Below are 26,153 nucleotides of genomic sequence, written 5' to 3' on the forward strand. Positions count from 1 at the left end.
CGTTTTGAAGTTTATGAATACTCAATATAAAATACTGATTTTAATTTTAATAGCAACTATTTCAACCACATCAGGATATTCTCAAATTAAAGAAGAAATATTAACCATTGGAAAAAAGAAAAATCCGAATGTTAATGTAAAAAATATTGAGAAAAAGAAAACAGATCCGGATAAATATCCACCGTCTAATGAAAGCAACTCAGTAAAAAAAGATTCACTAAATTATACGATTATTGATGTTCCTGCTGTTTCTGAATTTCAAACGTCTCAACTGCCTCCTCAATCTTTAAACACTGATTTTACTAATTCATATTATGACAATCATGCTAAGTTAGGTTATGGAACCAGAAATACAGTACTGGGGGATTTATATTTTAATTATCCGATAAATAATAATTTGACCGGTATTAAATTGTCTGCACTTTCTACCGATGGTCCTAAAAACAAATACGATTGGAAAACTTCTTCTTCAACAATTGATGCAGAAGCTTTTTACATTTTTAAATTAAAAACGGGGAAATTACATTTTGCGGGAAATTATACCTATAATGGAACTAATTATTACGGTCTTAACACACCGGAAATACATGCAACTCCTCACATGAATTTAAGGCAAAATACCAATCAACTTACCTTTAAATCCGATTATGACATGTATAGTAATAATTATTTGGACAAAGCTTCTTTAAAAGCCGGATATATGTGGGACAAATTTGATTCAAATGAAACTTTTGTAGACTTAAAAGCAAAGCTGGCTAAAAGTTCTGAAAATGCAAATCTTATGCTACCCGGTTTAAATTTTGGCGTGGAAGCAGATGTATTGTTTAATTATACTTATACGCATTTCGGATTGAACACAAAAGATAAATATTCATTTTTAACTGCCGGATTTTCTCCTGTGTTACGAATTTCCAGTCAAGGTTCTTATTTAAAAGTGGGTGCTAATATTGCCTATAATGGCGAATTGGAAGGTAATAATACAAAAATTTTCTTCCATCCTAAGGCTGAATTTTTATTCAATGCTGCCAGAGAAATTAATGTATATGCCGGTATTGATGGCGGTTTAAAACTTAATAATATGTCCGACTTATTTTCGGAAAATCCGTATTTATACTCCAATCAATTGTTAAGACCTACCAATATATTATATAAAGTTTATGGAGGGGTTAAAGGGGATATAGATGAAAGCATTAAGTACGAAGCGGAAGGATCATTCAGTAAAGCCGAAAACCTTTATTTTTTCATGAGAAATCCTTATGACCTTACCTTGCCTTCTGTATTAAAGGCCTATAACCGATTAAATACCTTTAATGCTGTGTACGATGATGGTAATATTATTACTGTTAAAGGTGCTTTACAATATTTTTGGACCGGAGATTTGACTATTGGATTGGAAGGAGAATATCATAATTACAATCTGGATGAGCTTAAACATGCTTATAATTTACCCAATTTTAAAGTAGGTTTAGATGGTAATTATAAAACTTTAGAAGATAAATTAAAATTAGAAGCAAAATTATTTTTTACCGGTGAGCGTAAGAGTAATTATTTTTATTACGATCCTGCCTCTTCATCTGTTAGGGAGGGAATAACTACTTTAGACAGTTATGTAGATCTTAATCTTTCGGCTTCTTATAAATTATATAAGAATTTTTCACTATTTGTTAATGGAACTAATTTATTCAGTAAAAATTACGAACGCTTTCAAGATTATAAAGTCTTAGGAGCTCAAGTATTGGGCGGTATTTTGGTTCAATTTTAGCAAATTGATGTTTGTAAATAAAAAATTGTAATTTTTTACCTTATATGTATTAACTTAATATATACTTTTTTATGATAGAAAAATTACGCACCCTATTTGAAGCAAACGGATTTGAAGTAATTTCACGTGTATCGGAAAAATTCGGAGTACGGGCGTCTAAATTAAGACTTTTATTTATCTACTTGTCATTTATTACTTTAGGTGGGATTTTTGCTTTATATCTTACCGGAGCATTTTTTCTTTGGATTAAAGACAGCATTATCACTAAACGACCTTCGGTTTTTGACCTATAGTTTCTCTTGATTTTTCAAAGAATCTTTTTCATCTTCGTAATGGACATTGTCTGTTTTATTTATCTCTGAAGTCGAATCAGATTTCGAAGGATCTTCTTCATGAAAATATTCAGGATATTCCAATTGGTATTTTTCCCAAAGTTTTTCATCATCAGAATGATCATACTCATCCTTATCCCATTGAGGTTTTTCTCTTTTTTTACCTATTCTTCTCAACATATAAGCTAATATAAACCCGGTTACTGCTCCCGACAGATGACTTTCCCAAGAAATAGGTCGATCATCGTATATGCCTAAAAGTTCTCTGGGAAATATTCCCCAAACTAAGCTCCCATATAAAAAAACGACAATTAATGAAACTGCCAGTAAGGTTTTTTCATGCCTGAAAATTCCACTAAAAAAAAGAAATGAAGCCAAAACATAGATAATACCACTGGCTCCTATATGACAAGATAAAACGGAAGAATTTAGTAAAGAAAAATTGGGTAGTAACCAAACCACAAAACCGGATATAATCCATCCATTTAGTAAAACGAAATATGCCAATTTTTCATAAAACTGAAAAGTAAAAAATGTTAATACAAATAAAGGAATTGTATTACTGAGTATATGGGTAAGGTTTCCATGAAATAGCGGTGATAGTAGTATTCCTCTCAACCCTTTTAGCTTAAGAGGTATGATTCCATAACATTCTTTGAAAACCAATAAATTTTGCAATAGAAATACCAACCATATGGCACCGACTAATACGATCGGAACAATAATAGCTTCTTTATGGATCGGAAATTTATGCATTTAGCTTATTTATAAATACAAATTTGAACAGATTGTAAAATCCAAAAATTTATCTTCTATAAACTATATACTACTAAAAACGGTAAGAAATCTCTTACCGTTCTGTTTTTTTTAACATTAATATTTTATAATATTTTTTTCCATTCTTTAATAGATTCGGTGTTTAATCTAATGTAATCTTTATTACCTTCTTTTTGAGCTCCATCTAAAGATTTCTCAGCTGAATCTATTGCCCCTTTTATATCTCCTAACTTAGCTTGAATTTGCGATTTAACTCTGTAATACCAATAAGGGGATTCTCCTTGCTTTAAATCAATGGCTCTATTGATCCAATTTAAAGCTTTCTTCATATCTCCATTAGATTGTAAATAATAATTGGCTGAAGCATAATAAGCATTAGCATCTGCTCTTGGGTTAGATAATATACCGTCAATACTTGCATTTGCTATTTTTTGTGTCGGTACATGGAAAGTTATATCTACCAAAACCTGATCCCACATAAATTGTAAATGTGCGGAATTATCTGAAAGATTATTTATTCCTATAGTAAATGATTCCACTGATTCTGCCAATTTTTTAACCGGTGCCGTTGTTTTTAAAACCACTTTTTTATCGTCCCATTTTTCAGGTGTTCCCCAATTTTCTGAATCGGAATAAAAAATTACATCCCACGTATCTTCGTAGGGAATTGTATATATAGCATATTTACCTTTAGGAATAGTTTTTCCATCAATTTCAACATCATCCCCAAACTTAATGGTTGTATTTTCATTAGCCCCTGTCCTCCAAACTTGGCCGTAAGGTACCAATCCGCCAAAAATTACCCTTCCTTTTTTATTAGGTCGAGAATATTCATATTCAACATCTGTTAAACCTACCATTTGTTCAACCTCCGCTTTTAAACTTGCTGCCGGAGTTTTTACTTGTTGAGCTCCACTGAAAAGTGAAAAAGAAGAAAGAGCAATTAAAAAAATTATTTTTTTCATAATTTAAAACTTTATTTATTAGCGATTTTCGCCCAGGTATCTTTTAATGTTACAGTTCTGTTAAAAATTAGATGATTTTCTGTTGAATCGTCATCGACTGCAAAATACCCAAGTCTTTGGAATTGATATTTTGTTCCAATTTTTGTACCATTTAAGCCGGGTTCTGCAAAACCATGAATAGTTTTTAAAGAATCCGGATTTAAAAAATTTAAAAAGTCACCTTCTTGCGTATCCGGAGATTCTTCTTTAAATAATCGATCATAGATTCTCACTTCTATAGGTAATGCGTGTTTAACGGATACCCAATGCAAAGTACCTTTCACTTTTCGCATGCTTTCTTCTGTCCCGCTTCCGCTTTTACTTTTATCGTCATACGTGCAATAAATGGTTTGAATTACACCGTTTTCGTCTTTTTCTACAGATTCTGCTTTAATTATATAAGCTCCTTTTAATCGGACTTCTCCTCCTAAGGTCAATCGGAAAAATTTCTTAGGAGCTTCTTCCATAAAATCTTCTCTTTCTATATATATTTCTCTTGAAAAAGGAACTTCTCTTTCTCCTGCATCACTATTTTCCGGATTGTTTTCAATGCAAACATTTTCTTCTGAATTTTCCGGATAATTAGTGATTACAACTTTCACCGGATTGATCACAGCCATGACTCTAGGCGCAATCTTATTAAGGTGATCTCTTACCGTGAATTCTAATAAAGCAAAATCAATAATGTTGTCTCTTTTAGCCACTCCTACTCGTTCCATAAAATCTTTAATAGCTTCAGGAGTATATCCTCTTCTTCTCATACCCGATACGGTAGGCATTCGCGGGTCATCCCAACCGGATACATAATTTCCTTCTACTAAACGCAATAATTTTCGTTTGCTGGTAATCGTATAACTTAAATTTAATCTGGCAAATTCACGCTGCTTACTTTTAACTTTTGACGGATCGTATACTTGATCCAAAAACCATTCATATAAAGGTCGGTGATTTTCAAATTCCAGAGAACATAAAGAATGAGAAACCTGCTCTATGTAATCTGATTCTCCATGTGTCCAATCGTATAAAGGATATATACACCATTCGTTACCGGTTCTTTGATGATGTTTTTTTAAAATACGATACATTACCGGGTCCCTCATATTCATATTAGGAGATTTCATGTCTATTTTTGCGCGAAGTACACAACTTCCTTCCTCAAATTCTCCTTCTTTCATTCTTTGGAAAAGATCAAGGTTTTCCTCTATACTCCTGTTTCTATAAGGACTTTCGATACCTTCTTCAAAAGGATTTTTTTTCTGCTCATTCATCTCTTCTGAAGTCTGATTATCAACATATGCTTTTCCTTCTTTAATTAATTGTATAGCCCACTCATATAACTGTTGAAAATAATCAGAAGCATAACATTCCTTATCCCAAGTATATCCCAGCCATTCTACATCCTTTCTAATCGCGTCAACATATTCTTGATCTTCTTTAACCGGATTAGTGTCATCAAATCGTAAATTAACGGGTACATTATATTTCTGCCCCAATCCGAAATTTATCCATATGGCTTTAATATGGCCTACATGAAGATAGCCGTTAGGCTCAGGTGGAAATCTAAACCTTAATTTCTCTTTAGGAAAACCATTTTCTAAATCTTCTTCAATTATCTGCTCTAAAAAATTTAAAGATTTTTTTTCTTCTTGGTGCATAATATAATATAGTTATAGACGTACAAATTTAAATCATTTTTAAAATTATTCTCCATATAATATTTTAAACGTAATAAATATTTCTTTAGCTTTATTTTTAATCAGATAAGATTTTAAAAATATTGAAAATTTTCGATATGTCTTAAATTTCATCGGTTAAAATGATTAATTTTGTACTATGAAGGAACGTTTCATCCCTATTTTATCGGGATTAATGACCATTTCCCTTATAGTTTTTGTGGGATTGCAGATTTTTTGGCTGAAACAAGCTATAGATGCAGGTGAACAGGATTTTTCATCTCGTGTATACAAAGCACTAAATAATTCTTCCAAAAAAATTAATACTATAGAGATTAATAAGTTTTACAAACCGTTTACTAATTTCTATCAAGACATTAATAATCAAAAAGATTCCAGCACCATCCAAACAGCCATGAGTGTTATTGACTCACAGTCTGTTAAATACATCATTTATAAAAAAACAATCGTCAATAAAAAGCCTCTTATCATTCCTTTTTCAAAAAAAGATACTTTAAAAATCACCAATTTACTAACGGATGAAGGCGTATTAAAAATTAAAAAAGATTCTCTTCAAACCAATATTAGACCGATTGAAAAAAATATTGAAAATAGTTTTGTAAGCCCTAAATTTACCTTGGACGAATTTGCAAGATTGAGTGTAAACCAGATGAGTTTGGAATCCAGGATTAACATGCAGCTAATAGATTCAGTGGTTAGCTTAGAACTTAAAAAGCACAATATTAATACTGAATTCAAATGCGGAGTGCTCAACAATAAACTTAAATTAACTAAAATCCATAGTGAAGATTTTATCTTAAGTAATAAGTTTACTCAAAATTATAATGTAGTTTTATTTTCTGACGGAAAAGATAATACCCAATATTATTTATCCGTTTATTTCCCTTCTAAACAATATTCCGTACTAAATCCTATTTTGGGAGCTATTGGGGTAACCATAGCCTCTACTTTGGTCATTATAGCTATATATATTGCTTCTATATATTATATGTCCCAGCAAAAAAAGATTTCTGAAATAAAAACTGATTTCATAAATAATATGTCTCATGAATTTAAAACTCCTATAGCAACCATTAATATTGCCACGGATGCGCTAAATTCGGAGAAAGTTCAATCAGAACCGGAAAAGATGAAATTCTATACTTCTTTAATTAAGCAAGAAAATGATAGAATGAAAAAACAAGTAGAGATGGTTTTGAGAATGTCAAAACTTGAACGAAATGCACTTCAACTGATCCGAAAAGAAACAGATATTCGTCAAATCCTGAAAAACAGCATTAAAACTGTTCGGGTACAAGTGGAACAACGGGGGGGAACAATCAAAGAAGAGTATTTAGCAGATAAATATATTGGAAATGTAGATGGATTTCATCTCACCAATGCTTTTGTTAACATATTAGACAACGCGAACAAATATTCATTAGAAAAACCTGAAATCTCGGTAAAAACTTACAACGATAAAAATGATTACGTAGTTGAAATTTCAGATAAAGGAAAAGGTATGTCTGAAAACGTTATAAAAAAAATATTTGAAAAATTTTATCGGGAAGAAACCGGAAACATACATAATGTAAAAGGTCACGGACTAGGCTTGACCTACGTAAAAAATATTATTAAGTTACATAATGGTGGTATTAAAGTTGTTAGTAAATTACATAAAGGAACCACTTTTATTGTACGTATTCCTCTAAATTAAAAATATCATGGATAAAAAAGTAAAGCTATTATTAGTAGAAGATGATCCAAGTTTTGGTGCTGTTTTAAAAGATTACCTCTCTATTCACGATTACGATGTAACCCTATCTGTTGATGGTGAGGATGGGTTAGAAAAATTTAAAGCAGACAATTTTGATATTTGTCTCTCCGATGTAATGATGCCGAAAAAAGACGGCTTTACATTAGCTAAAGAAATTATTGACATTAATCCGGATGTTCCGATTATCTTTTTAACAGCTAAAAACATGCGTGAGGATATTCTTACCGGATATAAACTTGGCGCTAATGATTATATAACTAAACCGTTTGATTCTGAAGTTTTATTGTATAAAATTAATGCCGTTCTTCAAAGGAATTCCAATTCTTCCGTTAATTCTGAAAATGAAGACAAAGAAATTTATGAAATTTCCAATTTTAAATTTAATACCAAATTACGACAATTAGAAGTTAACGGTAAAATGCATAAATTATCTCCTAAAGAGAATGAGCTGTTAAAACTTCTTTGCAAGTATAAAAATGATCTTATGCCAAGAGAAGAAGCCTTAACTAAAATTTGGCATAATGACAATTATTTCACTTCTCGCAGTATGGATGTATACATTGCTAAAATCAGAAAATTACTTAAAGATGACGACAATGTAGAAATCGTAAATATCCATGGAGAAGGTTTTCGCTTATTAGTGAAAGATTAACCTTTCTCAAAAACTATATGGAATAGATTATTAATATTTTTATGAAGATTAATAATCTATTCTTTCCCTTTACTTAACTAACTATTTATTAAAAAACAGACGATCTTATTATTACGAATGGATGCTATAGATAAATCTCAAAACATTTCAGAGCTGGAGAATGAAAAACCCGGCAAACTTATTTGGAAATATGCCGTTCCTGCTATTATAGGAACTATAGTAATTGCTTTATACAATATCATTGACAGTATTTATATAGGTCATGGAGAAAATTTGGGAGATCATGCTATAGGAGGACTTGGAGTTCTACTTCCCATAATGAACCTTATCTCAGGAATAGGTATGCTGGTTGGAGCCGGAGCGTCAACACGTACCTCAATTTTTCTAGGCCAAAAAGATATGAAATCTGCCAATATTGTATTGGGAAATTCCATCTTATTAGCTACCGCATTAACTTTCTTTTTAATCGTTGGTATGTATGCCTACATGGATCCGATACTTATTGGTATTGGAGCTACTCCTCAAACATTCCCATTTGCAAAAGAATTTTTACTCTATTATCTTCCGGGAAATATATTTTTAACCGTTAATTATGCTCTCAACAGTATCATGCGAGCATCAGGATATCCTAAAAAAGCCATGTATATGATGCTTATAGGTGTTGTAGCCAATATTATTTTGGCTCCCATCTTTATATTTGTATTGAAATGGGGAATGAAAGGTGCTGCCATAGCAACCAATATTTCCATGGCGATAGGCTTGGGTGTCGTTTTAAAACATTTTTTTAATTCTAATTCCATTGTATATTTTCACTGGAAAAGCATAAAACCCAATTATAAGATCATATGGTCCATAATTAATGTGGGGTTTGCTCCTTTTTTCATGTTACTTGCTGCATCTCTTGTTGTTTTATTCATAAATAACAGGCTTAATGTTTACGGAGGCAGCACAGCCATAGAAGCTTATACCATAGCTAATCGACTGATCATGGTATTTATAATGGTATTAGTAGGTTTAACTCAAGGGATGCAACCTATTATAGGTTATAATTTCGGAGCGAAAAATATGAATAGGGTTAAGGACACATTAATTTATAGTCTTAAAACCGGATTTTTTATTGGATGTCTAGGATTTTTATTCGGTTTTTTATTCCCTGGACTTGTTGTTCAACCTTTTAATCCTTCCCCAAAATTAGCAAAAGAAGCATCTTTAGCTTTACAAATAATGACCATTACATTACCATTAAGCGGCATACAAATGGTTATTTCGAATTTTTTTCAATGTATTGGAAAAGCTGTTATTGCTTTTATTTTAAGTATGAGCAGACAATTCTTACTACTTGTACCCTCATTATTTATTCTACCTAACTACTTAAAATTAAACGGAGTGTGGTACTCCATTCCATTATCCGATACAATCTCTACTATTTTAGCTATAATCATCTTTATTTGGCAGGTTCGCAAGATCAAAAACTTAATATAAATTAATATTAACAAAATGTTAAAATTATTTTTTTTTGATTATATTTGCGATTCGATTTCCCCCCTTTAATAACACGGGGAATATGTTTAGTTAATACTATATGATCCTAGATTATCTTAAGTAGTAAAAAACATTGATAAGTTAAATATTTACTAAATACAATTTTTTTAAGCCATGCAAGAAAAAAAAGAGTTATTTGTTCTTTCTCCTTTTGAATTACCTGACGTTGATCTAGCCTTAAAAACTATTAAAACCGGGGCTTTTCCAATTCTACATTTAGGAAGAGATAAAAACAAAGCTATTCAAAGTTTAAATGAACTTTCTGAAAAAACAAGAGAATCATTTGGTGTATGTTTTGTGTCAGAATCAATGGCTGACCTTACACTTCCTGAAAATGTAACAAAAATATTTATTCCCTTTAATTTTAAAATTTCTGTTAAAAAAAATATAGAAATTTTTCATCAAGTTCACTCTTTGGAGGAGGCAGAAGAAGCTATCAAAAAAGGGGTAGAATCAATTATATTAAAAGGAAATGAAGGAGCAGGAAAAGTGGCTTATGAATCCTCATATGTTCTTTTTCAAGGAATTAAAAACAAGCACAAAAAATTAAAAACTAAAATTTACATACAAGGAGGAATGGGTATTCATACCTCTGCTGCCGCCTTAGCAATGGGGGCACAAGGTATCATATTGGATAGTCAAATCGCTCTTTTTCCAGAATGTAGCATATCTAAAGATTTAAAAAACATTTTTAACAAACTGAGTGGAAGCGAAACTGTTATTATTGACAATTTCAGAATCCTACTTAGAAAAAATTCACCGGAATTACCAATACAAGCAAAATATGCAGATATTTTACCTTTTCTAGGCGGCCTCGATCTTTCTCAACATATAATTCCTATGGGGCAAGATATTTGCTTATCCGTGGATTTTGTAGAACGATACAAAAAGCTTGACAATTTAATTATAGCTTTTCAAGAAGCCGCCTATGGACATTTATTGCAAGCTAAAAATTTAAATATAATCGGAGAGAACAGCCCTCTTGCGAAAGAATTAGGAAGCAGATTTCCAATCGCTCAAGGTCCTATGGCTCGAGTTAGTGACGTACCTGAATTTGCTGAAAAGATTGCCAATGAAGGTGGGGTTCCATTTATTGCAATGAGCTTAATGATTGGACAAGCAGCTAAAGATGCTGTTGAAAAAACACATACACTATTAAAAGATAAGGCTTGGGGAGTAGGTATCTTAGGTTTTGCTCCGGCGCCATTGCGTGAAGAGCAAATGAAATACATCCTCGAAAATAAACCTCCTTTTATTATCATTGCAGGTGGAAGACCTTCATTAGCTAAACCTTATGAAAAGGAAGGTATCAAAGCATTTTTACATGTCCCATCTGTATCATTACTGGACATGTTCTTAAAAGAAGGTGCCAGAAATTTCATTTTTGAAGGAAGAGAAAGCGGTGGACATGTTGGCCCTTTACCTAGTATGGTTCTTTGGGAAAAACAAATTTATCGTTTATTAAAAGACGACCAACCAAGTACATTAAATATATTCTTTGCAGGAGGAATTCATGATGCATTTTCTTCCGCATTTATCTCTATTATGTCTGCATCCCTAGCAGCAAAAGGAGCTAAAATTGGTATATTGATGGGAACTTCTTACTTATTTACAAAAGAAGCTGTGGAAACGGGTGCTATTTCAGATGAATATCAAAAACAATCCGTAGCACATGATAAAACCGTTTTACTAGAAGCGGCTCCAGGTCAAGAAACCAGAGCTCTACCTACCCCTTTTACCAAATTATTCGATCAAGAAAAACAACGATTATTTGCGGAAGGTTTAGATTCCAAAGAAGTTTGGTTGAAACTTGAAGAAATGAACTTGGGACGTCAAAGAATTGCTGCAAAAGGAATTGAAAGACAGGGTAAAGAACTTATCAAACTATCCAATGAAGACCAGTTAAATAAAGGGGTATTTATGATTGGACAGGTTGGTGCTTTAAGAGGCAATTCAACTACCATAAAAGAACTCCACAAAGACGTAGCAATAGAAAACAATAAAGTTCTTTCAAAATTAGATAATCTTACAGAACCAACTAAAGAACCTACTGGTTCTAAATTGGCAATTGTTGGTATGGCAGGTATTTTTCCTCAAGCCCAAACGTTAGAGGAATACTGGAAAAATATTTTGTCCGGTAAAGATTGTGTTACCGAAGTTCCTGATGACCGATGGAATAAAGAACTTTTCTATAATCCCGACACCAGAGATACTGATTTCGTTTCCTCTAAGTGGGGTGGTTTTATACCAACCATAGATTTTGATCCGTTAGAATTTGGTATCCCTCCTCAATCATTAGCTTCTATAGAACCGGTGCAGTTATTAAGCCTTTTAGTGGCTAAAAGAGCATTGGAAGATGCCGGTTATGACATGAAAACTTTCGATGGAGAAAATACATCTGTTATCATCGGTGCTGAAGGAGCAACCGAATTAGCTTCAAGTTATGGGTTTAGAGGATATGCTAAACAAGTTTTCGGAGATCTTCCTGAGGAACTTAAAAATATGCTTCCTAAACTTAATGAAGATTCCTTCCCGGGGGTTTTATCCAATGTGGTGGCAGGTAGAATTACCAACAGGTTAAATTTAGGGGGTACCAACTATACTGTTGATGCTGCCTGTGGTGCATCTCTTGCAGCAGTAGATATAGGATGCCAAGAATTACAAAATTATAGAACAGACATTGCCATCATAGGGGGAGCAGATTTACATAATGGTTTAAATGACTTTTTAATGTTCTCTGCAACACATGCCTTATCAAGAAAAGGAAAATGTGCTTCCTTCGATGCTAATTCTGATGGAATTGCTTTAGGAGAAGGAATTGGAATGATTGTGGTAAAAAGATTGGAAGATGCAGAACGCGATGGAGACAGAATCTATGCCGTAATAAGAGGAACAGGTGCCAGCAGTGACGGTAAAAGCTTAGGTATGACCGCTCCAAACAAAAGAGGTCAGATGAAAGCTCTACAAAGAGCCTATAAACATGCAGGTGTTTTACCTTCAGAAGTTGAATTAATTGAAGCTCATGGAACAGGAACTGTTGTAGGTGATAAAACGGAATTAAGCGCATTGACTGAAATGTTTTTAGAGTCCGGAGCTTTAGTGGGACAAACTCATTTAGGGTCTGTAAAAACTCAAATCGGACATACTAAATGTGCTGCCGGTATGGCCGGATTAATTAAAACGGCTTTAGCAACCTATTACGGTATTCAACCGCCGACCATCAATTTAACTAATCCGAATGCTTTTTATAACAAAGAAAGCAGTCCGTTTAAATTTAATACTAAAGCGGGAATCTGGAGCAGTGAAAGAAGAATATCCGGTGTTAGTGCGTTTGGTTTTGGTGGAACCAATTTCCATGTTGTAATGGAAAATTATAAATCAGAAATTCCTACTACAAGCAGCTTAACTTCTTGGCCTTCCGAATTATTTGTTTTCAAAGGGGATAACTTACAAGAAGCCAAACAAATTGCTCAAAAAGTTAAAAATTTAATTGAAATAAACAGTTCTCTAAACTTAAAAGATATAGCTTATAGTTTAGCAACTGATAACAATAAAAATATTCAAGCTTCTATAGTAGCTTCCAATACTATTGAATTAAAAGATAAAATTGAATCTCTTCTTTCCAATAAAGAAGAAGCGGGGATTTATCTAAGGGATCCTAAGGAAGGTAAAGTTGCCTTTTTATTTTCAGGACAAGGAAGTCAAAGAATTAATATGGCTCGTGATCTTTTTGTGGCATTTCCTGCTATGAGATCCTTATTAATTCAAAATAAAGAGGTTGAAAAAATATTATTCCCTCATGCGGTTTTTGATGATGAGAGTAAGAAATTACAGCAAACTACCATCACAAAAACTCAAAATGCCCAGCCATCATTAGGTATCGTTGATTATGCGATCGCCAGTTTTTTACGATCTTTAGAAATTGAACCGGATATGGTTGCGGGACACAGCTATGGAGAACTTCCTGCGCTTTGTTTTGCAGGAGTATTCAAACCTGAAGAATTAGTTTCTTTAAGTAGAAAAAGAGCCCATGCAATTTTAGATGCTGTTGGACAAGATAAGGGTAAAATGATTGCATTAAATCTACCGGAAGTAGAAATAAAATCATTACTTGAAGGAGAAAAAGAAGTTTGGGCCGTAAACTTCAATTCTATCAAACAAACCATTCTTGCCGGTTCTACTGCTGCAATGACTGAGTTTTTGAAGAAACTTACGGATAAGAAAATCACTTACAGAGAATTGGCCGTAGATTGTGCTTTCCACAGTCCACTATTGAATAAATCTAAAGATTTATATTTGAAAGAGCTTTCTTCTGTTGATTTTACTTCTCCGATGTTGTCCATATGGTCTAATACAACTGCAGAACTATACCCTTCTAAACCTGAAGAAATTAAAAATCGTTTAGCTGAGCATTTAATTAATCCAGTATATTTTACCAAAGAGGTTACTAATATGTATGCAGAGGGTGCTCGTGTATTCATTGAAACCGGTCCGGGTAAAGTTCTCATAAATCTTGTTCAATCTACATTAGGTGCTCAAGAAATTACTACAATTCAAACCGAAGAAAAAGAAAAAGAAGGAATTACCTTTTTACTTAATGCATTAGCTAAATATATTGCTACCGGAAGAAATATAAATCTTGAAAAACTATTTGAAGGTAGAAAAGTTACTTCTATAAATTTTGATGAACCGGAAAAATATAAAAAGAGAGCTACAAACTGGCTTATCAATGGCCATTATGCTATTCCTTCCGTAGGAAGCCTTCCTCCTAACGGAGCACTTCCAATTAGCAAACCGATAAATTTAAATTTTGGAGCTATTTCCGATACTTATACCATGAATAACAATCTTACTCAAGCGGATCATGTTATCCTTGAATATTTAGGTAACATGAGATCTATGATACAAAACCAAAGAGACGTCATGTTAGGATACTTTGGTCAAAATCCAACAACTATTGCTGCTCCTCAAGCAACAACAACTATTCAAGTGCCTACTCAAAGCACTCAAATCGCTACCCCTCAACCAACGGTGGTTGTTCCGGCTCAAGTCGCCGTACCGGTACATACGGTTGCTCAAAATTCAGCTCCTGCTTTATCAATTCAAGTAATCAAAGACACTTTGCTTGATACAGTAAGTGAAAAAACCGGATATCCTATTGATATGCTAGGTTTAGACATGGATCTGGAGGCCGACTTAAGTATAGATTCCATTAAAAGAATGGAAATCATTGGAGCTTTAAAAGAAAAATTAAAAATCAATGCTGATTTTGAAGAATCTGAAGATGCTATCGAAAAAATGGCTTCTATTAAGACACTTAGCGGTGTTATCGGATGGGTTGAAGAATTAGTAAAATCAGATCAACCCGTATCTCAAGAAGTTATTGTAGCTACAAATATTTTACCTGCAGCAACTCCAAGTGCTAAAAAAGAAGCCCTTTCTTTGGAAGTGATTAAAGATGCTCTCCTTAATACCGTAAGTGAAAAAACAGGATATCCAATTGATATGTTAGGTTTGGATTTAGATTTAGAAGCTGATTTAAGTATCGATTCCATTAAAAGAATGGAAATAATTGGAGCATTACGAGAAAGATTAAATATTACTTCTGATATTGAAGAATCTGAAGATGCTATCGAAAAAATGGCCTCTATAAAAACATTAAACGGGGTTATCGGATGGATTGAAGATTTAGCAAATGGGGATTCTTCAGAAAAAACAGACAATCAAATTGCAGCTGCACCGGCTGTAAATGAAATATCTTTTGATGCAGAATCAATTTCAGAATTAGAAAAAAACCTTGATTCAGCTAAAGACGAACCACTTTTAAGAACTCGTTTTGAACTTGAGAAATATCCAATTAATTCATCAGATAAAATAGAAATAGAAGGCAAAAAATTTGCAATTACTGATGATGGAAAATCTATGGCTAAAGAGCTTAAAAAAGCTTTAGAAGCAAAAGGAGCTACAGTAGATATCATTTCAGACAGTAATACAAATCTTTCAAACTACGACGGTCTTCTTATTCTAGATGTTTCAGAATCATCTAAGCATTATACTATTAAAGATGCTTTTACTCTTATAAAAAGTGCTGATATGGATCGTATTCAATGGATCTATAGCTTCAGCGACCTGATGGGTGATTTAGAAGGTAAAAAAGATATCAAAGAATTAAAGAAAATTCAAGGTTTTCCGGGATTAATCAAAAGTTTAGCTCGTGAATATTCTAAAATAAATTGTAGAGCTATTATATCTAATACTGTATTTACTTCTAAAAATTTAACGGAAATAGTTTTAAATGAAATACAAGCAAAAGACATTTCTGCTGAAGTCATTTATAAAGATACCGAACGTTTTCGTCTTAATTTAGTACCTGAAGCTCTTGTTGTAAATGGAAGCTCTAAATTAGATCTAGATAAAGAATCCGTAGTACTTGTTTTAGGAGGCGCTCAAGGAATTACCGCTGAATTAACTAATCAACTTTCTTCTGAATATCCTTGTCATTATATTTTGGTAGGACGTTCCGCTAAACCTACTGAGGAAGATAAAAAATACATTTCATTAAAAGATAAAAATGAAATCCGTAAATATCTTATCAATGAAGAGCAAATGAAAACTCCTACTGAAATAGAGAAGAAAGCTCAAAAAATTGATAAAACCAATCAAATAATACAAACCATAGCCCAAATTGAAAAATCAGGTTCTAAAGTAACATATGTTTCTTTAGATGTAACAAATGAAAAAGAACTAAGGAAATTTATAAAAGATACGTACAAACAATACGGTAGAATTGACGGATGCATTCATGCAGCAGGACTTTTAGTTGATAAATTATTTACACATAAAACCCTTGAAGCATTCGAACAAGTTTATTCTACTAAAATAAATCCTTTACACGTACTGTTAGACGAACTTCATAGTGATATTAAATTCATTATTTTCTTCAGCAGCATCGCTTCTGTATACGGTAACAGAGGACAAACTGATTATGCCGCAGCCAACAGCGTGTTTGACATGACTTCGTGGGCTATCCAAGGAAAAACCAACGCCAGAGTTTTAGCTATTAATTGGGGGCCTTGGAAAGGAGCAGGAATGGTATCCAGCTCTTTGGAAAATGAATTTAATAAAAGAGGTGTTGCTATGATTCCTTTAAAACAAGGAGCTCGTGAATTCGTTAACGAATTAAAATATGGTAATGATAACCAAGTTTTAATTATGGGAGGAAGTGATCAAGGAGTTAAACAATTTTTCGGAATCTGAGTATAACTATGAAAGATACAGATATTGCAATTGTAGGAATGTCTTGTTTCCTTCCAGGAGCAAATAATATCAATGATTTTTGGAACAATTTATTGAAAGGAACTTCTTCCATAACTGATGTTCCTGAAGAAAAAATTGATTCAATCTACTTTAAAAATAATTTAAATAAATTAGATCATATTTATTGTAATAAAGGAGGATTTATTCCTCCTATTACAATTGATCCATCTAAAATAGGAATAACACCGGAACAGGTACAGCACTTAGACCCTACACAACTTTTAGTAATAAAATTAGTCTATCAAGCATTAGAGGATGCTTCTGTATTTGAAAAAAATATTTCTTTAAAGAAGTCTTCGATTATAATCGGAAAAGAAAATTACATTAGTTCCAATGACTTAAAATGGATCGATATTGTTCGTACCAGCGAGCAACTTGCTTTAGCCATTAAAAATATACTTCCGTCCATTTCCGATCAAGACATTGAAAAAGTTAAAGAGGCTTTTCAAAAGGATAAAGGGGCTCAAGAAAATAAATTACAACTTGAACATACGACAAAGTCAATTGCGGGAATAGTTTCCTCTCATTTTAATACTGAAGGAACAGCCTATACCATCGATGCATCCGAAGTAAGTTCATTACTTGCTGTTGAACAATCAATACAGGAATTACTTGCTAATAAGGTCGAAATTGCAATCGCAGGAGGTATGCAATTTAGCCAAAATTCTCCTTATTGGAGTATGTTTTCCAAATCGGGTTTATTATCTCATAAACAAGAAATTAAACCTTTTAATGAAGACGCTGACGGTATTTTGTTAAGCGAAGGAGCCGGATTTATTGTACTAAAAAAATTAAGTAAAGCTCTTTCCGATAATGATCGTATCTATGCTGTAATTAAAGGGGTGGGAATTGCTTCCAATAGTAATAATTTTTCAAACGGACAAAAAACTGCTATTCAGGAGGCTTGGAAAAATGCAAAAGTTAAATCTGAAAATATCGGATATATAGAGGCTAACGGTACAGCTATTAAAAGCGATGATAAAATTGAGATTGATGTGCTTTCTGAACTATTCAAAGATGGAAAAGTTTTAATCGGATCGGTAAAATCAAATATCGGACATACTCTTTCTGCGTCCGGTATGGCCGGTTTAATTAAAACTGCACTTTCTTTATATAATAAGAAAATTCCTGTAACTCTGAATTGTGAAAATCCTAATAATTCACTAAAAAATACTCAAATTTCACCTGTTACAGAAATAATCGATTGGAATGAAAAAGAAATTCCGTTGCATGCAGGGGTTAGCACATTTGGTATTGATGGAATGAGTGCACACATTGTTTTACAGGCACATAGTCATGCCGAAGAAAACAACTCTTCAATTCCGGTTTTTGACAACGAAGCGATAGCTATTTCCGCTTCATCTAAAGAGGCGTTAATTGAAGCTTTAGATAAAAGAGATTTTTCCTTATCTGATCCAAACGGTACTTATCGATTAGTTCTTTTTAATCCGACATCGGATCGAATTGAAAAAGCTAAAAAATTAATTTCAAAAGATAAGCCTTGGAAAGGAAGACAAGATATTTGGTTCTCAAACAAACCTCTTTTAAGAAATAATGAAAAAATAGCTTTCTTATTTCCGGGATTCGATCCTTCATCTAATCCGGAAGTAGAAAGTATTGCAAAATATTTTGGGTATAAAATACCTAAAGAAAGAATTACAGGTAATTTATTACTTGACCAGTCTTTTAAACAATTTCACGGAGGTGAAATTATAGACGGAGCGTTAAAAAAAATGGGTATAATACCCGATTTAACTGCAGGGCATAGTTTAGGAGAATGGTTCGCAGCAAAATCAGGTGGTCTGGTTTCTGATGAATCCGTTGAAAATTTATTAAATTCAATGGATCCGGAAAAATACAATATGGACGATGTGTATTTTATCGCCGTAGGCGCCGGTACAGAAACAGTAAATCCCATTTTAGATGGAACCCAGGATCTTTACCTGTCTAATGATAATTGTCCCAACCAAGTTCTTTTGTGTGGAACAGAAACAGCAAAAGATCAATTAATACAAATCTTAAAATCTAAAAGTATATTTTATCAAGTTTTAGATTTTAAATCGGGCTTTCATTCACCATTCCTAAAAAAGAAGCTTTATTTACTGGACGATCTTAATTACATTAAGATTGAAAAAAATGACATTCCGGTTTGGTCGGCCACTACCCTAGATGTTTACCCGCATGATTTTGAATCTTTCAAAGAATTAACCATGCAACATCTAACTCAAGCCGTTCTTTTTCGTGAATTAATTGAAAAATTATATGAAAAAGAAAATGTTAGATTTTTTATACAAATAGGAAGTGGAAGTTTAATTGGTTTTGTGGATGATATTCTTAAAAATAAAGAATATGCTGCAATATCGGCTACAGTTCCTAAACTTTCAACTTTGGAACAATTGAGAAGGGTACTTTCTTTATTATTCATTGAAGGTAAAGAAATTAATACTTCTTTCATAGGTCTTAAAAATAAGGAAACTTCTTCTATCGAAGAGATTCAAGTTTTTGAAAACCAATCTTTAGTAAAAAACTTTCCTTTATTACAGGAATTATCCAATAAATATAAAATTCATACTACCGAATCAGATTCTATAAATTCTCTTTTCATTAAATCCAATCATCCGGTTATTCAAGCAATGAATGAGTATACTCAAGAACTTATTCTCATGCAAAAGGAATTTACTGAAATGGTTGAAACAAGAAAAGCATTTGCATCAAATTCTGATTATTTAGTTACTGATTTTGTACCCTTAAAAGAATATGCTCCTCAACCAATTATTCCTAATACGGTTACTCAAGAGATAAAAGTTGGAAGTTCTTTTGAAGAAAAATTAGATATCGACTTAAAGAATTATCCTTATATAATAGATCATTCTTTATTCAGACAACCTAAAAATTGGAAAGTTGTTGAAGATATGTGTCCGGTTATACCTATGACCATGACTTTTGAGTTGTTAATAGAAGCAGCTCATAAACAAAACTTAAATAAAAAGGTTCTTCGTTTGGGACCTGTAAGTGTTTTCCAATGGATGAAAGTATATAAACCTTTCCAACATACCATTGAAGGAACTTGGAAAACTGAAAATGTAGTTTCTTTGAAAATCAAAAATTTCGCGAATGGAGATGTAACTTTAGGTGATGCATATCCAAGTGTAGACCCTGCTTATCTTGAAAATATTGATTTTGGAGAAAATGCAGTAGCTCTCCCTACTCCGGAAATTATTTATAAAGATCATATGTTCCATGGTCCTGGATATCAAGGTATTTTAGAAGTTACAAACATTTCTAAAAAAGGATTAAGAGCCATTGTTAAGAAATCCTTTGGTAAAGGTTCTTTAATGGATACTATTGGTCAACTTTATGGCTTATATCTTCAATTGATGTTAGAGGGAGAATCTAAAGTTAGTTTTCCGGTAAAAATTGAAGAAATTAATTTCTATCAAGATGTAGAAGATCAAGAAGGAATTTTTGAATGTATTTGTCTTCCTACCTCCTATGTAGATAAATTGGCAACTGCCGATATTATCATGAAACGCGACGGAAAAATTTGGTGTATAATTAAAAATTGGAAAAATCAAATATTTGAAGGTTTTGACACCAGGCTATGGAATACGAATATGAGTCCGGCGGATCATATTTTGGCAAATGAAATAGCACCGAATGTTTATTTCTTCGATGACCGATATAAAAAAGCTGTAAATCAAGATTTCTTGATGCATATATATTTAAATACTGAAGAAAAACGTCGATATGATTCTTTAATGTTAAATAAGAAAAAAGATTTCTTAATCAGTCGTGTATGTGTTAAGGATAGTGTTAGAGATTACATCAATAACCAAAATGGTATAAAATATTTCCCTATTGAATTTTCTATTCAGCATGACGAAAAAAATAAGCCATCCATACACGGGGTTCCAGAAACTGAGTCATTAGAAATTTCAATTGCTCATAAAGGAAGCAATACGGTAAGTATGGTATCTAATAAGCCGGTAGGGATTGATATAGAAACCATTGAGGAACGTGACAAAGGCTTTTTAGATATTGCATTCACAGATAAAGAACTTACTCTTATTAAATCAAAAGAAAATATTGCAGAATGGAGCACTCGTTTTTGGGTGGCTAAAGAAGCCTATGGAAAAATGCTTGGTGTTGGATTAAACGGAAATCCTAAGCAATATGAAGTAATATCTATTGATGGTGAAGATTTAACTATCAATGAAACTATAATAAAAACAATTAAACATAATAATAAATTCATAATCGGATGGACTCTATAGAAAAACAAAAAGAAACTATTTTTGAATCACTTAAAAAATTTATTACTGAGGTAATTGGCGAAGACGTAGCGGAAGAATTAACTATTGAACCGGAAAGTGTTTTTACCAGAGATTTGGAAATGGACAGTATTGAAATTGTTTCATTTGCGGAGAAAGTAAAAGCTACCTATGGTGACAATATAGATTTTAATGGATGGTTATCAGGTATGGATATGGATCAATTAATCAATTTATCAATCAACGATGTTGTTAATTATATTGTAGATGCCAATAATTCAGACAAATAACAGAAAAACTCACATCTTAGAACTCAATCCGGAAGCTTCCGAAACAATTGTAATGGTTCATGGTATGTTTACCAATTTATCCATATTTTATTTTAATATAGCTCCGGAACTTGCTAAAAAATATCACGTGGTTATGTATGATTTACGTAGCCACGGCCTTAGCGGCAAAATTGATAATGGGTATGATTTAGAAACTCTTTCTAATGATTTGATGGATCTTTTAAATCATTTAAATTTATCAAAAGTTGATCTTGTAGGCTATAGTTTTGGTGGTTTAATAGCTTTATATACTGCAATTCACCATCAGGATAAAATAAAAAAACTTGCTATTATCGATTCTCCTATTACAGATAAAAATGGAGATACAGAGCAAATTCTTGAAAAATATGGTAATGAGTATATCGAACACTATATGAAAAATTATAGTATTTCAACAAATATTACTCCTAATAACAAACAGCTTGAAAAAAGTAAAAAATTATTTGATTTTCTACTTCATGAAACTTCGATGCCTCAAGATTTAATAAAGGATAAGAATTTTTCAACAGAAAAAAATATGAGTCTCATAAAAAATAAAACATTATTACTTTATGGGAATGAATCGGATTGTTTACCGGATGGGAAGTTATTAAATACCTATATTCCTGATTCAACCTTATTTTCAGGAACAGGAGATCATAACATTCCAATTCAAAATCCTGAATGGATTAACGAAAAACTGAGTGAATTTTTTACTTAATAAATTAATTACTAGATGGCAAAATTTACTTTCATAGTTCCTCCCCTTACAGGTCATATTAATCCAACATTAAGCCTTGGCAATGAACTTTTAAAAAGAAACCATGAAGTTACCTGGTATAGTTTAGATGCTAATTTAAAAGCTCAATTGCCTGAAAAAGGCGAATTAGTTGTTCTTCCTTTAGAAATGGATGAAATGGCAAAAAAAAAGCTTTTTGAACATGCTCAAGAGCTTCAAAAAAAGAAAGTATATGGAATAGACAGTCTTAAATTTTTATATGAAGAAGTTCTCACTCCCATGAATTCATTAATGATGAGTGGGATTGAAAATGCATTAGATGAATATAAACCGGATGTGGTGATTTCCGATCATCAAATTTTTGCCGGAGCTGTTGCTTCATTCAAAAAAAATATTCCTTATGCTACTTCCGTTACTGCACCGGCATCAATTAAAGTTAATCCTTCGTTTCCAAAAATTCATGAATGGGAAGGTGAACAGGTTATAGCTTTTCAAAATAAATACGGTGTTTCCGGATATGATCGTCTTGATTGTTCTAAATTATTAACTTTGGTATACACCTCAAGAGAATTTTTCGGTGAAACCGATTTGCCATCCAATTACAAATTTATAGGACCTGTACTATCACCACGCGCTCAAAAAATTAATTTTGATTGGGAAAAACTAGAAAAAATGGGTCAAGATCGTCCCAAAATTTTAGTAAGTATAGGAACTACATTTGATCATACACAAAAGAAACAATTTTTCAGTAAAGTTGTTGAGGCTTTTGAGGGAGAAAATATTACTGTTATAGTAGTATCCGATCCTGATTTATTTGAAAATATTCCAGATAATTTTATTATCCAAAAGAACATACCCCAACTTGAAATAATTCAACAGATGCAAGCAGTGGTATGTCATGGAGGAAATAATACGGTCTGTGAATCTCTGTCTTACGGTATTCCTTTAGTAGTTATTCCCATTGCTTATGACCAATCTTTTGTATCCAGTTGCGTTACAGATAGTGGTGCAGGTATACGTTTAAATTTTAATCGTTTTAAAACTTCTCATCTAAAAGAAGCTGTTGAATCACTATTAAATCAGAAATCATTTAGTGAAAATGCAAAAATGATTCAAAGTTCATTTGAAAAAGCAGGAGGAGTGAGTAAAGGAGCAGACTATTTACAAACATTAGTAAAAAATTAAACATTATGTCAAAATTCTTATTTGTTGTCCCTCCTTTTTTTGGACATATCAATCCCAGTCTAAGTATAGGTAGAACTTTATTAGAAAACGGTCATGAAGTCGCATGGGCCGGATTAACCGAAATAAAACCAGAAACTATACCGGCAGGCGGTACTTTTTTTATATTAAAAGAATCATATCAAGAAAATAAAGAAGAAATACAAGATATTATTAAACTACAAGACAGAGGGGCTAAATTACCTGCTTTGGAAGCATTAAAATTGGGTCTTCAGGGCACTTATATTCCTTTTGCCAGAATAATGTATGCCGAGCTTTCTAAGTTAGTAGATACTTATGAGCCGGATGTTATTATTAATGACTGTATTACATTTGCGGGAGCATTTGTAGCTCATGTTAAAAAAATTCCATTGGCTACGATCACTCCTGTTACCCCAAATACACTTCATGATCCGGGAACAGCACCAAAAGTAACTCAATGGGTACATGATTCCATTATAAATTTGCAAAAATCTTTAGGTATATCGGGTGATGAAGAATTAATTTCTTCTAAAGAAGTTAATATGTTTTATACCTCTCAAAAATTTGCAGGATATAATGATGGAGAATATCCTTCGTATATGAAATTTATCGGAGCTTTAACCGGTCGCCCGGATAATACTCCTTTTGATTGGGACAGATTAAATAAAGATAATAATCCTAAAATATATATATCTTTAGGTACTGTCCTGGTAGATATCAGAAAAGAGTTTTTCACTAAAATGATTGAGGCTCTTAAAGATAAAAACGTAACTGTTGTTGCGGCAACAGACCCTTCTATTATAGAAAAATGGCCGGATAATTTTATTGTACAAAGTTATGTGCCACAACTTGAACTTTTAAAGCATATTGATGTAGTAATTGGTCATGGAGGATTAAATACCGTTTGTGATACTTATATGAATGGTATTCCAATGCTCATAATACCTATAGCTTTTGACCAATCTCATACAGCCACTTTAATTGAGCAATACGGATGCGGCATACGGCTAAAATACAAACGTATGAGAATTATTGATATAGAACATGCGGTTGACGAATTATTATATAATGAAAAATATAAAAAAGCAGCAAAAGAAATTCAAGAATCTTTCATTGAAGCCGGAGGAAATAAAAAAGCTGCAGAGCTCATCGAAAATCTAGTTATTAAGAATAAGATATAAGTAAAATATTTAATTTTTATAAAATGGAAAAAACTTCTGAAAGAAATATTTACTTTTTGCTATTTATATATGTATTAAGTGTTTTATTCATATGCTCAAAGATGTCCCCTCTTTATACTACAAATGAATGGGCAGATCCTAACATTTATTTTAATGTTGCAAAAGGAATGGTTAATGGAAGGGCTTTATATACTGAAATTTTCGATCATAAAGGGCCTTTCATATTTTTTATTTATGCAGCCGGATATATAATTTCCAATGAAAATTTTTTCGGGATGTTTTTAATTGAATTAGCCTCCTGGTTTATTTTAGCATTATCGTTATATTCTTCTTCTAGATTATTCTTAGGTAAATTCATTTCTTTTGTAATTACCACCGCATTCTTTATTTTTATAATTAAAATTATGAAAGCGGGAGGTTCTGCTGAAGAATTTATTTTATGTATGGAAGGGGTCACCTTATACTTATTTTTTAAATATTTTAAATCTGACAATCCTATTCACAAGCCTATATATATGTTTATTAATGGTTTGTTAGTAACTGCTGTGTTATATACTAAAATAAATCTTATAGCATTTTGGATTTTCCCACTTTCAGCGATATTTATTAATATTTTATACCATAAAGAATATAAAAACTTTTTATACAATATTTTAGCATTTATTTTAGGGTTTTTATTCATTAGTATTCCTGTTATTGGATATCTATACACACATAATTGTTTAGAAGAGGCTTATAAAATATATATTGAGTTGAATAGTGCTTATGCAAAATTAGGAACTCCTAAGGATATTGTTTTAAGACTATTGGCAAGAATTCTTTATTTATTTTTAGAACCCACCTGTTTGTTTTTACTTGCTTTTATGGGAATATTTTTATTTCCATTCAAGCACATTAAAAATATATTTGCTAAACTTGGAATAGTATTTTCCGGATTTATTTTGTATTCGGTAATATTTATGGGTAAATTTCAATATTATTATCCTATACCTTTTTTAATTTTCGGGTTTATAGGTTTTATATATGTTGGAGCCATATTCCAAAAATGTTTTGGCTCATTTTATATAAACTCAAGTAAAACATTATTTTTCACTATGTTGGTATTCGTATTTACCTGTGCGGGCATGTCAGGACTTGATAATACGCGCATAGAAGAATGGATATTAACGGATGAAAATTATGACCGAAAAGCTTTAATGACCATGAGGTTAAAAAAAGAAATTATGAAAGAAAATAATCCTACTTTATTAAATTTAGGATTTGGTCTGGCAAATAATCTTTTTACTACATGTAATATAGTACCTAATATTAAGTATTTTGTTACTCCTAATCTTTCTCATAAATTTTATCCTCAATTAAGAGACGAACAATTTCAATATTTAAAAGATAAAAAAACGGATTTTGTTATCATACAACAATACATTCCTAGTAATGGATATTATGATAAAATGGATTCTATTGATACGCCGTATAGTTTAAAACGAAATCCATTCTTATTGGAAAATTATAAATTAGTTCTTACCGATACAATCATTAATACAATTGATGAAAGATCAGTAGATATTTATTTTCTATATAAGAAAAAACCATAAATATTTATTTAGGGTATAACAAA

Annotated in this window: 15 protein-coding genes; 12 read left to right on the top strand and 3 right to left on the bottom strand. The window is 32.1% G+C overall.

Annotated features, from left to right (window positions below; all coding sequences use genetic code 11):
* The first annotated feature begins 13 nt into the window (after positions 1 to 13).
* Both GFU93_RS06325 and GFU93_RS06330 read left to right on the top strand, forming a co-directional pair.
* The gene (locus tag GFU93_RS06325) at positions 14 to 1,762 is read left to right on the top strand and encodes a hypothetical protein (protein WP_160568120.1); all 1,749 of its coding nucleotides are present in this window, start codon (positions 14 to 16) and stop codon (positions 1,760 to 1,762) included.
* Positions 1,763 to 1,833: 71 nt separating this feature from the next.
* Positions 1,834 to 2,055 (top strand): PspC family transcriptional regulator, encoded by a 222-nt coding sequence (locus GFU93_RS06330; RefSeq protein ID WP_105296274.1) that lies wholly within the window; start codon positions 1,834 to 1,836, stop codon positions 2,053 to 2,055.
* Here GFU93_RS06330 and GFU93_RS06335 read toward each other — a convergent pair.
* From GFU93_RS06335 to GFU93_RS06345, 3 genes are all read right to left on the bottom strand, one after another.
* Complete coding sequence (locus GFU93_RS06335; RefSeq protein WP_160568122.1) at positions 2,050 to 2,850, bottom strand: rhomboid family intramembrane serine protease; 801 nt, start codon at positions 2,848 to 2,850, stop codon at positions 2,050 to 2,052. The two genes, GFU93_RS06330 and GFU93_RS06335, sit on opposite strands and share 6 nt — an antisense overlap.
* Before the next feature lie 125 nt (positions 2,851 to 2,975).
* Positions 2,976 to 3,836, bottom strand: coding sequence for a DUF2911 domain-containing protein (locus tag GFU93_RS06340; protein WP_160568124.1), 861 nt, complete (start codon positions 3,834 to 3,836; stop codon positions 2,976 to 2,978).
* Positions 3,837 to 3,847: 11 nt separating this feature from the next.
* Positions 3,848 to 5,530, bottom strand: a complete 1,683-nt coding sequence (locus tag GFU93_RS06345) for a glutamine--tRNA ligase/YqeY domain fusion protein (RefSeq protein WP_160568126.1) — start codon at positions 5,528 to 5,530, stop codon at positions 3,848 to 3,850.
* 178 nt (positions 5,531 to 5,708) lie between these two features.
* Between GFU93_RS06345 and GFU93_RS06350 the strand changes: the two genes are divergently transcribed.
* The 10 genes from GFU93_RS06350 to GFU93_RS06395 all read left to right on the top strand — a co-directional run bounded on the left by GFU93_RS06350 (position 5,709) and on the right by GFU93_RS06395 (position 26,130).
* Positions 5,709 to 7,265, top strand: a complete 1,557-nt coding sequence (locus GFU93_RS06350) for a sensor histidine kinase KdpD (protein ID WP_160568128.1) — start codon at positions 5,709 to 5,711, stop codon at positions 7,263 to 7,265.
* A 7-nt stretch (positions 7,266 to 7,272) separates the two neighbouring features.
* Positions 7,273 to 7,977 (top strand): response regulator transcription factor, encoded by a 705-nt coding sequence (locus tag GFU93_RS06355; RefSeq protein ID WP_105296279.1) that lies wholly within the window; start codon positions 7,273 to 7,275, stop codon positions 7,975 to 7,977.
* Between the two features lie 117 nt (positions 7,978 to 8,094).
* Positions 8,095 to 9,459 carry an MATE family efflux transporter gene (locus tag GFU93_RS06360; RefSeq protein ID WP_185150461.1) on the top strand — a complete coding sequence of 455 codons (1,365 nt, stop codon included), beginning with the start codon at positions 8,095 to 8,097 and terminating at the stop codon, positions 9,457 to 9,459.
* A gap of 174 nt (positions 9,460 to 9,633) precedes the next feature.
* Positions 9,634 to 16,776, top strand: coding sequence for a type I polyketide synthase (locus GFU93_RS06365; RefSeq protein WP_160568131.1), 7,143 nt, complete (start codon positions 9,634 to 9,636; stop codon positions 16,774 to 16,776).
* 8 nt (positions 16,777 to 16,784) lie between these two features.
* Entirely contained in the window at positions 16,785 to 21,110 is a 4,326-nt protein-coding gene (locus GFU93_RS06370; protein ID WP_160568133.1) for a type I polyketide synthase, read from the top strand.
* On the top strand, positions 21,098 to 21,397 hold the full coding sequence (locus GFU93_RS06375) for an acyl carrier protein (protein ID WP_105296282.1): 300 nt from the start codon (positions 21,098 to 21,100) through the stop codon (positions 21,395 to 21,397). The genes GFU93_RS06370 and GFU93_RS06375 overlap by 13 nt, the downstream gene beginning before the upstream one ends.
* Positions 21,375 to 22,136, top strand: coding sequence for an alpha/beta fold hydrolase (locus tag GFU93_RS06380; protein ID WP_160568135.1), 762 nt, complete (start codon positions 21,375 to 21,377; stop codon positions 22,134 to 22,136). Before GFU93_RS06375 ends, GFU93_RS06380 begins: the two co-directional genes overlap by 23 nt.
* 15 nt (positions 22,137 to 22,151) lie before the next feature.
* Positions 22,152 to 23,339, top strand: a complete 1,188-nt coding sequence (locus GFU93_RS10130; protein WP_160568137.1) for a glycosyltransferase — start codon at positions 22,152 to 22,154, stop codon at positions 23,337 to 23,339.
* A gap of 5 nt (positions 23,340 to 23,344) precedes the next feature.
* Complete coding sequence (locus GFU93_RS10135) at positions 23,345 to 24,538, top strand: glycosyltransferase (protein WP_160568139.1); 1,194 nt, start codon at positions 23,345 to 23,347, stop codon at positions 24,536 to 24,538.
* 101 nt (positions 24,539 to 24,639) lie between these two features.
* Complete coding sequence (locus tag GFU93_RS06395; protein WP_160568141.1) at positions 24,640 to 26,130, top strand: hypothetical protein; 1,491 nt, start codon at positions 24,640 to 24,642, stop codon at positions 26,128 to 26,130.
* Positions 26,131 to 26,153 lie beyond the last annotated feature (23 nt).

Source organism: Apibacter sp. B3546 (genome assembly GCF_009827885.1).
In the GTDB taxonomy this organism is placed as follows: domain Bacteria; phylum Bacteroidota; class Bacteroidia; order Flavobacteriales; family Weeksellaceae; genus Apibacter.